Source organism: Pseudoalteromonas sp. UBA6610, from assembly GCF_002433295.1.
GTDB classification, from domain to species: domain Bacteria; phylum Pseudomonadota; class Gammaproteobacteria; order Enterobacterales; family Alteromonadaceae; genus Pseudoalteromonas; species Pseudoalteromonas atlantica.
The window spans coordinates 54,103-67,229 of sequence record NZ_DJHW01000066.1 but is presented as its reverse complement, the minus strand read 5'-3'; the positions used below and the strand labels follow the sequence as shown (position 1 = coordinate 67,229).

Annotated in this window: 13 protein-coding genes and 1 pseudogene; 4 read left to right on the top strand and 10 right to left on the bottom strand. The window is 40.2% G+C overall.

Annotated elements, in window-relative coordinates:
• Positions 1-29: 29 nt before the first annotated feature.
• The 3 genes from B4F91_RS09130 to B4F91_RS09120 are packed head-to-tail and all read right to left on the bottom strand — an operon-like array spanning position 30 to position 3,068.
• Positions 30-542, bottom strand: coding sequence for an MgtC/SapB family protein (locus B4F91_RS09130; RefSeq protein WP_024034059.1), 513 nt, complete (start codon positions 540-542; stop codon positions 30-32).
• A gap of 17 nt (positions 543-559) precedes the next feature.
• Positions 560-1,669 (bottom strand): GNAT family N-acetyltransferase/peptidase C39 family protein, encoded by a 1,110-nt coding sequence (locus B4F91_RS09125; RefSeq protein ID WP_288635594.1) that lies wholly within the window; start codon positions 1,667-1,669, stop codon positions 560-562.
• Positions 1,670-1,673: 4 nt separating this feature from the next.
• A complete protein-coding gene (locus B4F91_RS09120; protein WP_288635592.1) occupies positions 1,674-3,068 on the bottom strand; it encodes a RimK family protein in 1,395 nt (464 codons plus the stop codon).
• Between the two features lie 305 nt (positions 3,069-3,373).
• Here B4F91_RS09120 and B4F91_RS09115 point away from each other — a divergent pair, with 305 nt between their 5' ends.
• On the top strand, positions 3,374-3,715 hold the full coding sequence (locus B4F91_RS09115; RefSeq protein WP_286936476.1) for a zinc ribbon domain-containing protein YjdM: 342 nt from the start codon (positions 3,374-3,376) through the stop codon (positions 3,713-3,715).
• 60 nt (positions 3,716-3,775) lie between these two features.
• On the opposite strand, the gene B4F91_RS09110 is transcribed toward B4F91_RS09115, so the two are convergent.
• From B4F91_RS09110 to B4F91_RS09085, 6 genes are all read right to left on the bottom strand, one after another.
• Positions 3,776-4,147, bottom strand: a complete 372-nt coding sequence (locus B4F91_RS09110) for a hypothetical protein (protein WP_286936479.1) — start codon at positions 4,145-4,147, stop codon at positions 3,776-3,778.
• Between the two features lie 154 nt (positions 4,148-4,301).
• Positions 4,302-4,748: a hypothetical protein gene (locus tag B4F91_RS09105; RefSeq protein ID WP_006794571.1), complete on the bottom strand. Its 447-nt coding sequence runs from the start codon at positions 4,746-4,748 to the stop codon at positions 4,302-4,304.
• A 148-nt stretch (positions 4,749-4,896) separates the two neighbouring features.
• Positions 4,897-5,373 (bottom strand): GreA/GreB family elongation factor, encoded by a 477-nt coding sequence (locus tag B4F91_RS09100; RefSeq protein ID WP_286936475.1) that lies wholly within the window; start codon positions 5,371-5,373, stop codon positions 4,897-4,899.
• A 117-nt stretch (positions 5,374-5,490) separates the two neighbouring features.
• The gene (secF, locus tag B4F91_RS09095) at positions 5,491-6,423 is read right to left on the bottom strand and encodes a protein translocase subunit SecF (RefSeq protein ID WP_286936473.1); all 933 of its coding nucleotides are present in this window, start codon (positions 6,421-6,423) and stop codon (positions 5,491-5,493) included.
• Positions 6,416-8,254: a protein translocase subunit SecD gene (secD, locus tag B4F91_RS09090; RefSeq protein ID WP_288635589.1), complete on the bottom strand. Its 1,839-nt coding sequence runs from the start codon at positions 8,252-8,254 to the stop codon at positions 6,416-6,418. Before secD ends, secF begins: the two co-directional genes overlap by 8 nt.
• Positions 8,255-8,359: 105 nt before the next feature.
• Positions 8,360-8,821, bottom strand: a complete 462-nt coding sequence (locus tag B4F91_RS09085; RefSeq protein ID WP_286939189.1) for a hypothetical protein — start codon at positions 8,819-8,821, stop codon at positions 8,360-8,362.
• 98 nt (positions 8,822-8,919) lie between these two features.
• Here B4F91_RS09085 and B4F91_RS09080 point away from each other — a divergent pair, with 98 nt between their 5' ends.
• The 3 genes from B4F91_RS09080 to B4F91_RS09070 all read left to right on the top strand — a co-directional run bounded on the left by B4F91_RS09080 (position 8,920) and on the right by B4F91_RS09070 (position 12,878).
• Complete coding sequence (locus B4F91_RS09080) at positions 8,920-10,701, top strand: ABCB family ABC transporter ATP-binding protein/permease (protein WP_286939188.1); 1,782 nt, start codon at positions 8,920-8,922, stop codon at positions 10,699-10,701.
• A 94-nt stretch (positions 10,702-10,795) separates the two neighbouring features.
• Positions 10,796-11,509, top strand: coding sequence for a YebC/PmpR family DNA-binding transcriptional regulator (locus tag B4F91_RS09075; protein WP_004587809.1), 714 nt, complete (start codon positions 10,796-10,798; stop codon positions 11,507-11,509).
• A gap of 73 nt (positions 11,510-11,582) precedes the next feature.
• A complete protein-coding gene (locus B4F91_RS09070) occupies positions 11,583-12,878 on the top strand; it encodes a leucine-rich repeat-containing protein kinase family protein (protein ID WP_286939185.1) in 1,296 nt (431 codons plus the stop codon).
• A gap of 69 nt (positions 12,879-12,947) precedes the next feature.
• On the opposite strand, the pseudogene B4F91_RS09065 reads toward B4F91_RS09070, so the two are convergent.
• Positions 12,948-13,127 (bottom strand): annotated as a pseudogene (locus B4F91_RS09065) (erythrose-4-phosphate dehydrogenase); the annotation flags it as partial.

The following is a 13,127-nucleotide window of genomic DNA, read 5'->3' as shown; positions in this document are numbered from 1 at the left end:
AAAAACGCCACTAAATTAGTGGCGTTAAATCAGTGGCGTTCTGTGTCGTTAAAGTCTTTTCGGTAGTAACGTTTTTGATAATTTTTTACTTTAGTGTGTACGCCTTTGCTTAGGCTTTTAAATTTTGCCTCCAGTACATCTACACCGTATAAAATACCAACCACCAGCACCGAAAGTTTAATGGCAGCACCTAAATTGTCGGTGGCTATCATTACGCCAATTGAGGCAAGCACCCAAATGGTTGCAGCAGATGTCACCCCTACTACAGCGCCGTCTTTTGCAAGCATGACCCCTGCACCTAAAAAGCCAATGCCTGTAATTATTTGCCCCACTACACGCGAATGATCAATTACATCCCCTTGTAAGTTAAACGCGGTTGATAAAAACAAATACGTGCCCAGCGTTATGAGCGCAGAGGTACGAATACCCACAGGTTTACCGCGCAATTGCCGTTCTAAGCCAATTATGGCACCGCAAAAAGCGGCGGTGCCAATGGCTGCCCACGAATAAGGCGCTACATCAATTAAATCTAAAAAAGTCACTCTTTACTTAAAACCTATTAATTATTAGCAATGGCCACTGCGGTTCTTAAACGTTGGCTACCAAATGCTGACATTTTACTAAAATCACTGCGCGCTATAGGCACATACTGGCAATCAATAGCGAGTTGTTTATCGCTGCCTGGTTCGCAAAATGGGTCATGAACATACACGCAGTGCTCATCAAGGTGGGTAACGCACACCCAATGAGGTGATTTTTTACCATCAAACCGGTATGTGCTAATTAGTAACAGCACACTAAAGCCTTGGCTTAACCACTGTTCAATATGCTCAAGCTCTACATCTTTATAGCTAAGTGGTATATTTGCGTGTGCAATACCATCAACAAATTGCTTATGCACAGTAGCAAGCACCACTTTTTTATTTTCATTGCGTACGCCATCTAAAAACAAAGGCTCTGTGGTATTTACCATTACCTCGCTTTTAAAGCCGCGTTTATTAGCCGCCAACGCTAAACCAAACGGATGGCAACCACCATGGCCCGATGTCATAAAAATGGTGGTGCCTTCGCGCCAAAGTGCCAGCTCATGTGATTGGCTAAGCTCAGTTTTTGGCTTAAGTGCCCCCATTGCCATTAATAACGCAGCAGGCCCACAGGTAAACTCGGTAGTTTGCTGATACCACGGCGTTAACCGCTCTACTTTTAGCTCACGCGTTTGGCGAATATTTTTTTGCATTCGCAGTGCATCACTATGATCGTCATAATAATCACTATATTGACCAAACACTCTGTAACCCAAGCTTTTGTAGAGCCCTATCGCACTTTCGTTATTTACCGCCACTTCTAAACGTAAGTAAAGCCGGCCACGCTCGCTGGTTTGTTTTTCAAGCGCAGCTAATAACATTTTGGCAATGCCTTTACCTTGCATTGTGGGTATTACAGCAAGCGAATATAAACGCGCTAAACGCGTGCCTTTATGGCACCACACCAGCCCATAGCCGCATACTTGCTCGCCATTATCGGCAACGAGCAAAATACCGTGCTTAGCATTTAACCAGCGTTTTAAGCTACGCGGGCTCAATTTATCGTTATTAAAGCACGTATTTTCAACGTCAATCAATGCGTTTAAATCACTGCTAAGTGCCTGTCGAATAACAAGGTTACGCATGTTATTACCCACGGCCTCGCGCTTCTAAACGTTGTTTAAATTCGTCCATAATAATCATGTATAGCTCATCGCCTAAATAGCCATCTTCTACTTTATGATCAATACTTGGGTTATCATTTACTTCAAGCACATATGCTTTACCTTGATGCTCTTTAACATCTACGCCATATAAGCCTTTGCCCACAGTTTTACATGCTTTTAAAGCGGCATCTAACACGGCTTTTGGTAACTCAAAGGTAGGTAGCGTTTCAAAGCCACCCGAGAAAAACCGTTTAGCATCATGATTATAAATTTGCCAATGATTACGAGCCATTAAGTAGCGGCACGCATAAATAGCGCGGCCATTTAATACCCCTACTCGCCAATCGTATTCTGTGTACATGTATTCTTGTGCAAGTACCAATGCGCTATATTCAAACAGCTCGGTTAGTTTAGCTTCAAGCTCACTGCGGTTTGCAACTTTAAACACCCCTTTAGAAAACGACCCTTCAGGCATTTTTAAAACCAGCGGATAGGTAAACGCCTCTTCTAATTGCTCAAGCGTTTGCGCTGATTGATCAGCCACTACCACCGTTTTTAAACTGGGCACTTTTTGATAATTAAACGCATCGTGTAAATACACTTTATTACAACAGCGTAAAATAGACTCAGCGTCGTCAATAACCACTAAACCAAGGCTTTGCGCTTTACTAGCAAGGCGATACGTTGGGTGGTCAATTGCTGTAGTTTGGCGAATAAATAACGCATCAAACTGGGCAATGTTGTCTATTTCTTCAAAGCTTAATGCTTGAGCATTAATACCATGCTTAGCCGCTGCTTTTATAAAGCGGGCTATGGCGTCTTTATCGCTCGGTGGTACTTTTTCGTTATGATCAACAAGGATTGCCATGTCCCATCTAAAACGGCGCTGCACAGTACCAATGCGCCACTGGGTTTGAGTAAACGTATTTAGTTTTGCTACAAAATTGCTGAATTGTTCATCGTTTAAAGTGCTAAGCGAACCTTGCTGTAACAAGCCTTGCTCATCTACATATAAAATAGGCGCTGGGTATTGCTTAAATACAGATTTAGCCGCTTTGCTTTGTAATTCGTTTAAGGCATTACCAAAGTAAATTTCGCCATCAATAGAGCCAATATTTAACATAGGAGCTTGACCGCTTCGAAGCGCGTTTATTGTTTTAACGCTGGGTAATACTTGGTGTTTACGGGCCTCTGCAAGTAATGAGCAATAGTAACCTTTACTCAAGTATTGGCTTGAGTCGCATAAATTAATAATGCGGGTTTTAGGTTCATTATGTTTTGGGTAATCACGTAAGTAACTATTAAACGTAATTACATTTTCGAACGATTGAGCAAGTGTTTGCTCGTTGTTATCAACCACTATTAAGGTTTTAAACACGACTTTTCCTAGTTAAGTCAAAAATATAAAAAGCATGCCTAATAAAATACTCAGCACTATAAATAGAAACACCCAGCGTACTAAGTGGGCATTGCGCGTATCACTTAATACGATGGGTGCTTTAACAAATACCTACTGTAAGTGTTAGCGCTTAAATTGCTTAAGCGACATCTGCTTTATATGCCCTTTTTAAAAACCACACAAACGAGATATTTTTAGCGTGAAGATAAAAAATATTGATTAACTATATTTTCCTATTAATGCAGATTAAAATACGCAAAATTACTATTTTATGAGCGTTATAAATGTCACATCCTACCTGCCCACAATGCCAATCTGAATATGTTTACGAAGACCAACAACTGCTTATTTGCCCTGAATGCGCCTATGAATGGAATCCAAATAGTACAAGTGATGAAGACGCAATTTTAGTTAAAGATGCCAACGGCACTTTACTTACTGATGGCGATAAAGTAACCGTAGCCAAAGATTTAAAAATAAAAGGCAGCTCACAAGTTATTAAAATTGGCACCAAAGCGGTCGTTAGACGTGTGCTTGATAAAAAAGATCACGAGCTAGATTGCAAAGTAGATGGTATTGGCGAAATGATGGTAACAGCAAAGTTTGTGAAAAAGGCTAACTCGTAGGTCGGATAAAGGGCGAAGGCATCCTGCATGCCTCGCCAAAACGATCGAAATGATTGATTTTTATTTAGTTATTGGTGAACATTCGTTAACAACCGCTAAACCCAATTCTATGTGAGCGACAATATAGCCATATTCCTTCTTTGACAGTTTGCCAGTTTTGTACTGCTCTTTTGCTGACTTATGGTTCCATGATTCACCGCATTTTGACTCTGGAATTTGAAGGTTTAGGGTAATTAGGTATTCCATTTCTTTATCTATTGAATGCCCTTTTTTCACAGAGCTTTTTGCGCAAAGGCTAAATGCATACTCAACCGCAAACTTGTCTACACTTGGTAAGCCAACAAACTCCACATCACACCCTAAAACGCGTTCGCCAGAAGCCTTCGTGTAGTAAAGTTTTCCTGTTGTGCAAGCTGATAATAAAAAGAGCATTGCGGATATTGATAAAACTCTATGAATCAAAATACTTCCTTGTTTACCTAGGCCCCCCCCAAAACAGAGGCAATAAAATAGTTTTTTAAATTAGCTACCTACGAGTAAAACCCACTGGTATGTTCCATTTATGCGCCTTATATTTTTACAGTACTCATTGAGTCGAAATGTTAGCAACTACATTTCTTATATCTTCAGCAAGCCTCACTATTAAATTGTCCACATACACTGTTGGATTTTGCTCATGAATATAGCGAGCATCAAAAAAAAGGTTATTATACCTTTCCAAGCGCTGTATGAGAGTACGTTCGCAGACTGTTTTTTCATACCCAGAAACTAGCTCGTCTTGGTATTTTTTAGGGATACGATAGAAAAGCTCAGTTAAGCTATGCCCACGCTTTGTTTTCTTGAAACTTTGGTAAATATCTTCATCAAGTTCAATTTTAACCTCTGTTGAAAGGAAAGATTTCAAATAAATCTCAATTGCAAGTGCAGCCAAAATTGAGGCAGACCAGCCTTTCCCAGCTTCTAATAAGATCACTGAAGATTCTTGATACTCATTTGCTGTTCTCCAAATACGTATATCAGGTATTCGCTGCATAAATTATCCTATAATGAAAATATAGAAACTTATTAAACACCACTTTGAAGGCTTATGACACACCAAAACGACTGTTAATAATGTTGTAGAACAAGTTACCTTTGTCGGATGGCGCTTCGCTTATCCGACCTACATAAAAACCAATGTTTTATAAAATTTCTACCACTTCATATTCATGGTTTTTGCCTGCAATGGTTAGGATTACTTCATCATCAAGCTGTTTGCCTAAAAGTTGTTTACCTAGCGGTGCTTCTGGTGTAACAACTTGAATATTTAGCCCTTTAACTTCAACCGTTAAGCCGCCTGCGGCTGGGCCTAAATAAAACCATTTTTGTAAGGCGCTTTCATCTTCTAAGCAAACGAGTGAGCTTATAATCACTTTTTTGTGAGTGGGCTCTTTAAAAATGGCTTCAAACTGTTTAATGCTTTTGTAGCAATCGTTTACACGCTCGGCTTGGCCTTGTGCTAAATAAGCGGCTTCGAGCCCTAGGGTATCGTACTGCGTTTCTGCAACGCTTTCTTCGTGAGTGGCGGCGTCGTGCGCGGCTTTTGCTGCTTGTTTTGCACTGTTTAATTGTGCTTCGAGTGCAAATTTAAGGTGTTCTATTACGTGGGATTTATTCATGTAAGGCGCTAATAACCAATACGGTAAACTATGTGATTAATTTTACCGTTATAAAGCGCTTAAAACCATTATTTTAAGCGCCTGTGTTTTAATGCAGATTTTTAAAAGCATTTATTGCTAGGGCATATCGAGCAACGCTTGCGTTTCTGCATCTTGTTTTTCTTCGTAATTTTTAGCACTTAACCCTAATAGTTCGGGTAACGTGGCGGCAATACAAATAGATGAGAACGTACCTACTACAATGCCGGTAAATAGCGCGATGGCAAAGCCTTGTAATGGCGCACCCGCGAGGAGCCAAACACTTGCAACTGTAGCAAGTGTGGTACCCGATGTAATAAGTGTGCGCGTTAAGGTACTTTTTATGGCGTTGTTAATAATACTTGCGGGGCTAAGCGCATTATTAGATTTAACACGTAAAAGCTCGCGTACTCTATCACCCACTATTATAGAGTCGTTAAGTGAGTAACCTATAATGGCCAGCAAACTGGCAAGTACGGTTAAATTAAACTCAATACTTAATAGCGAAAATAGCCCCAGTACCAGTAATAAATCATGCACTAGTGCAACCACAGAGCCTACGGCTAAACGCCATTCAAACCGCACTGCTAAATAAAGCATTACTGCAACCATGGCTGAAAATAGCGCTAAACAACCTTGTTCAAACAGTTCATCACCCACTTGCGAGCCAATATACGCTGATGATAAAACCTCGGCGTTAATGTCTGCATTTTGTGTAATGGCGCTTTGCCAATCACTACTATTTGCTGTTGAACCGCTGGGCGCTTCGCGTAGTTGAAAGTGATTATTCCCTTGTGCGGTTAGTTCAAACTCGCCATTGTGATTTTTAGTAATAAATTGCTCAAGTTGTTTTAGCTCAACATCTTGGCTGCTGGTAAATTCTGTTAGGTAACCACCGGTAAAATCGAGTCCAAAATTAAGCCCTTTTTGACTAAGCGTAAATACCGATAGCAGTACAAGTATGGCGCTTAAAAGCATGCCCGAAAAACGCATACGTGTACCCGCCTCGCCCTTTAAAAAAATGTTAAGCATGTGCATTTACTCCTGCTTTTTTAGCCATTTTTAAATATACCGTTTGGCTTAGTACTTTTGATACGTACACGCCAGTAAATACCGAGGTTATTAAGCCAAGTGCCAATGTTATGGCAAAGCCTTTAACCGGGCCGTAACCTATTCCATATAATATAAGCGCGGTGATCATGGTGGTTATATTGGCATCAAATATGGTGTTAGCGGCTTGCTTGTAACCTTCTTGAATAGCTTGATAAGCAGAGCGGCCTTTTCTACGCTCTTCTTTTATTCGCTCAAATATAATAACGTTGGTATCTACCGCCATACCAATGGTGAGTACCAGCCCGGCAATGCCCGGAAGTGTTAACACAACCCCTGGTAATAACGACATTAGCCCCACAAGCGACGTTAAATTTAATAACAGCGCTACGTTTGCAATAAGCCCTAAACGGCGATACCACATTGCCATAAAGGCAAGTGTAATACCCATGCCCAGCATCAATGCGGCCAAGCCGTTAGTTATATTTTCTTGACCTAGGCTTGGGCCAATTGTTTGCTCGTGCACAATAGTAACCGGTGCAGTTAGCGAGCCTGCGCGTAATAATAGTGCTAAATCGGCCGCTGCTTGTTGGCTTTTCATATTAGTAATACTAAAACGTGAACTTAAATGCTGCGCAATATTCGCTACATTTATAACTTCGCTTTTTTTAACCGTTTCACCTTTAGCGTTTTGAGAGTACTCAGAGTAAACCGTGGCCATAGGCTTACCAATATTTGCTTTTGAAAACGCTGACATGGCATCGCCGCCTTGCCCATCAAGGCTAAGTTGCACAAGGGGTTTACCCCAGTCATCACGCCCTATGGTGGCGTTATTAATATGATCACCGGTAAAAATTGGCACTGGGTCAAGTTTGATGGTCCCGCCTGATTGCATATCAAATGTTTGCCCACCGATTTCTTTTAACTGATAAAACCCAAGTGATGCAGTTGCGCCTATAATGCGCTTTGCCTCTGTTGGGTCTTGCACGCCAGGTAGCTCTATGCGTATACGGTTTTTACCTTGGCGCTGAGTGACGGCTTCGGTAATGCCTAATTCTTCTATGCGTGAGCGAAGCGTTGTGAGCGTTTGACTCATTACTTCTTTATCAAAGTTGCTTCGCCCTTGCTCTGAATAGGTGAATTTTGCATTTTTAATATCACCATTACTGGTTGTTGAAACTGCTAAATTAGCAAATCGACTTTGTAGCTCATTGATTACCGGGGTAAGCTTTTTCGCTCCATTTGGGTGTGCATTTATTTCAAAGCCGTGCCCTGTTTGCAGCACTTTAAGGCCGTACGCTTTTTGCTTAATAATAATTGATTTTGCTTGTTGATACGCACTGACTAATTGCTCATCAATTGCTTTATCTAAATCTACGTCGAGTACAAATAACACACCGCCGTTTAAATCTAGTCCCAATTTTATTGGCGATAAACCAAACTCTTGCAGCCAAAGTGGGCTCGTTGCATGTTCTACAATTTTAACTTGCGTGTGTGGGTACTGCGCCTTTATAGCCGCTTGCGCTTGTGCGCTTTTAGTTGGCTCGTTTAACAAAATATTTATAGATGTTTGATTATTTAGCCCTTGCTCAACTTTTAAACCTTGGTTATTTAAAAAAGTTACTAATGCATTAGTGCTTGGCACAGCTTGTGTTTCGATATGAGGTGCATTGCTTACATGTAACCACGATTTATTAGGGTATAAGTTGGGTAATGCGCTAATGGCTAATAAAACCAGCACAATAAGCATGGCTATATAGCTTAATTTAAATTTAGCCATAAACGGCTTGTGATCTTTTTTTACACTTAACATGGTGTTTCCTTATTACCAGAACCGGTAACGTACTTTTTAAAAGCACAATTAATCTCAAGGCTTAAACGTAAAACGTTAAAACCTAATAAAAATTAAATAAGAAAATTAAGCGTGGTAGGTACTTACGGCGGTATAAAGTAAATTAGCGTCTTTCCAGCCGCTGAGTCGCGACTTTTTGCTATGCGTTACAAGTGTATACCATGGCTGTTGGGCAATAAACGCGTTAGGGCTTAGGTATATTTCTCTAAAATGGGTGTGTGCAAAAAACTCAAATACAACATCGTATTCAGGCTCACTTTGCGCGACATGTAAAAATAGCGAAGAATTACTAGCCGTTAACCTAGGTTGATGAGCGTCAAACCCAGTTTGATGTGTTTTTTTGTGCTCACTTCCCTTTACTGATTTTGATATAGGCAGCGTTTTAGCTAATTCAACGCTATCAGCAAACACACTCAATGAGGTGGTTACAGTGTTTAATTTATGTGTAACGCACTGCGCACTACTTTGAACACTAAAAAGCGCACAAAACAGTAAAAAAGCAGTTATAAACACACGAACGTTAAACATGGTTGCGTCAAACTAAAATAAGGGATGCGTAGTATATATGGGCAAGTATTTAAAATACAATGCATATTAATTAAGTATTTATTTGACTGAGATCCGTAATGCGCTCTAAACACAGTACTATAAAACGCACCGATGCAATGACCTTAAAACAAAGCATTAAAACGCTGTGGCCATACATTACTAAATTTAAAGGGCGCGTATTTATTGCACTTTTAGCCCTTATAGGAGCTAAAGGCGCAACTCTTTTAATGCCTTGGGCATTAAAAGAAATTATCGACTCGGTTGATAAATCAATCAATCCAGTTTTAGTTATCCCTGCATTACTATTGCTTTTGTATGGTGGGCTTAGGTTTGCCAGCGTGTTTTTAGGCGAAGTAAGAGATGCGGTGTTCTCTCGTGTGACAGAGCACGCGATGCGTGATATTGGGTTAAAAGTATTTAAACATTTACACTCGCTAGAGCTTGCTTTTCATCTCGATAGGCAAACAGGTGGAATAAGCCGTGATATAGAGCGTGGTACTAGTGGGCTGAGCTTTTTAATGCGTTTTTTAATGTTTAATATTGTCCCCACCCTTTTTGAAATACTGACCGTTGCTATTATTTTTGGCTCGCTATTTTCTATTTGGTTTGCGTTAATAACTTTATTAGCGGTTGCTATTTATATTACCTTTACTGTAACAGTAACGCAGTGGCGAAACCGTTTTATACGTGAGGCAAACGCCGCCGATAACCTTAGTAATACGCGCGCCATAGACAGCCTGCTTAACTACGAAACTGTAAAATATTTTAATAACGAAGAATTTGAAGCCAAAACATACGACTCTTTTTTAGCAAATTGGGAAACCGCCCGTTTAAAAAATAGAATGTCATTGCTTGCGCTTAATTCAGGCCAAGCGTTAATAATTGCAAGCGCTATTACAGCGCTAATGTGGTTAGGTGCCAAAGAAGTGGTAACGGGCGCTCTAACAATTGGCGAACTTGTAATGATAAACGCCTACATGATCCAATTATTTTTACCGCTTAACTTTTTAGGATTTGTTTATCGAGAAATAAGACGCGCCCTAACCGATTTAGAAAACATGCTGGGCTTACTTAATAAAAAACCACAGGTAACGCAGCGACCCCATGCTCAACACCTTTGTGTTAGCAAAGGCAATATAGCCTTTAATAATGTCAGTTTTAGTTACGATGCCAACCGCCCTATTCTTAGTAATATTAGCTTTAAAGTTAAAGCAGGCAGTAAGGTTGCCGTTGTAGGTGCAAGTGGTGCAGGTAAAAGCTCGTTGGCGCGGTTACTTTATCGCTTTTACGATATTAGCGCGGGCAGTATAACCATAGATAACCAAGCTATAGACTCCGTCACCCTCGATAGCCTGCGTAAAGCCATTGCTATAGTGCCACAAGACACCGTGCTATTTAACACCAGCATACGCGAAAACATTGCCTATGGCAGACCCACAGCAAGCGATAGTGAAATAGATAAAGCAATAGAAATGGCCCATTTAAAAGACTTTATTTCAACTTTAGCGCAAGGCGATAAAACGTTAGTGGGCGAACGCGGTTTAAAAGTATCTGGCGGCGAAAAACAACGTATTGCAATTGCACGTGCAATTTTAAAGCAATCTCCTATTTTAATTTTTGATGAGGCAACCTCGGCGCTCGACTCGCACGCGGAGCAAGCCATTTTAAAGGCAATGCGCGATGTAACTCAAAACCACACCAGTATTGTGATTGCACACCGGCTATCAACTATAGTTGATGCCGATAACATATTAGTATTTAAAAAGGGCGAACTGGTTGAGCAAGGCAGACATTCAGCGCTTTTATTACAAAATGGTCAATACGCTCAAATGTGGCAATTACAACAGCAAGATGATTAATTAACGCCATTTACTGGCGATACTGCGGCTTTACCTTTAGAATACGGGCTTGCAATTTTATTCAATAATTTACATATATTAAGGCGAAACGCAGATGGGAAGAGCTTACCAAAACAAAAAAGATTCAATGGCTAAAACTGCGGGTGCTAAAACTAAAGTTTATTCTAAGTACGGTAAAGAAATATACATTTGCGCTAAAAATGGTGGCGTAGATCCAGATGGTAACCTTGCGCTGCGTCGTTTAATCGAGCGCGCTAAAAAAGACCAGGTACCCGCACACGTTATTGAGCGCGCAATAGACAAAGCCAAAGGCGGCGGCGGAGAGGATTACGCAGCTACACGTTATGAGGGTTACGGCCCTGGTAACTGTATGATTATTGTTGACTGTTTAACCGACAACAACAAACGTACGTTTGCTGATGTACGTATTTGTTTTACCAAAGCAAACGCTAAAATAGGCGCACAAAATTCGGTATCACATTTATTTGATCACCTCGCTATTTTTGTTTTTGATGGCGATGACGATGAAGCTGTACTAGAAGCCCTTATGATGGCCGATGTTGATGTAACAGATGTAGAAGTAGAAAACGGTAAAGTGACGGTTTTTGCACCACATACAGAATACAACAACACCCGTACAGCGCTTGAAGAAATGGGTATTACAGATTTTGACGTAGATTTAATTTCGTTTGTACCACAAGTTGAAGCCCCTATTGAAGGTGAAGACGTAGAAGTAATGGAGCGCTTTTTAGCCATGCTTGAAGATTGTGACGACGTGCAAAACGTTTACCATAACGCGCAATTTTAAACTTTACTAAACGTATTTATTTTAAGCCAACAGCAATGTTGGCTTTTTTATTTTAAAAGGCTTGTGAAAATTTATGAATACCCTTGCAGAGCTTAAGTCTGGTAGGTTGAATGGTGTTACTCGCTTACAACTCGTAGAAGGCTTAACACAGTTTCCTTTAGAAATTTTAACCCTTGCAGATACCTTAGAAGTACTCGATTTATCAAACAATAATCTCACTACACTGCCAGATGAGTTTGCATGCTTAACAAAGCTTAAGCGGGTGTTTTTATCGTTTAACCAATTTAAACATATACCTGAAGTACTCGCTAAGTGCCCTGCTTTAATTATGGTTGCATTTAAAGGTAATCAAATAACAGAGTTTGCACTAAACAGCTTACCTAAAAATATTGAATGGTTAATACTGACCGATAACAAATTAAGCGCATTGCCAAGTGACTTTGGTAATTACACACAGCTTAAAAAGCTCGCCCTTGCAGGAAATAACCTAAAACAACTACCCGCGAGTATGGCCTCTTGTACTAATTTAGAGCTAGTTAGACTCTCTGCTAATAACCTAACAAAACTTGATAATTGGCTATTAGAACTCCCCAAACTTGCTTGGCTTGCCTTTGCGGGTAATGCATTTAATAAAGCTCAGTGCTTAACTAACAGTCGTTTACAAAACACGCCACTTGAAAATTTTGAGCTTAAAAAAGTAATTGGCCAAGGTGCATCGGGCGTTATTCATTTAGCTAAAACAGCGCAGCACGATGTGGCGGTAAAATTATTTAAAGGTGCAATAACAAGCGATGGCTACCCACTTGATGAAGTAAACTGCTGTTTACAAGCAGGCTATCATAAAAACTTAATTAACGTATTAAGCTACATAGAGCAAAGCACACAGCTTGGTTTAGTGATGGAGCTAATAGATACACGCTTTACTAATTTAGGTTTGCCGCCAAGTTTAGAAACCTGTACGCGCGATACCTTTAATACATACTGTCACTATTCGCCTGAAGCAATTTATAAAGTTGCCCAGCAAATGATAAGCACCCTTGCCCACTTACATGCTAACAACGTAAGTCATGGCGATATTTACGCCCATAACACCATGATAAATGAACAATATGACGTTTTATTTGGTGATTTTGGTGCAGCAACAAATTTAGCCATGCTTAGCGAATATCAGCAACAGCAAATACAGTTAATAGAAGTCCGCGCTTTTGGTTGCTTAATTGAGGACTTGCTAAGCACTGTTAGCACTGCAGATAAGCAAAGCGAACTGTTTAATAAAATGTCCGAAATAGCAGCGCGTGCTATAAATACTGATATTGCATCGCGGCCTAGATTTAAAGAGCTAAGCGCTTTATTAAACGAGCGGGTATAAATCAATCAAAATAAAAAAGCCTGCATAATGCAGGCTTGGTTGGATAAAGCTAAACTTTTACGCGGTCAATTATAAGTACTGACCTAATGCTTTAACTTGGTCTAACATGCGGTTTGAGAAACCCCACTCGTTGTCGTACCAAGCCATTACTTTAACTAGTTTGCCATCAGCTTTAGTTTGCGTTGCATCAAAAATTGATGACGCAGGGTTGTGATTAAAATCAATAGAAACAAGCGGAAGCTCGTTGTA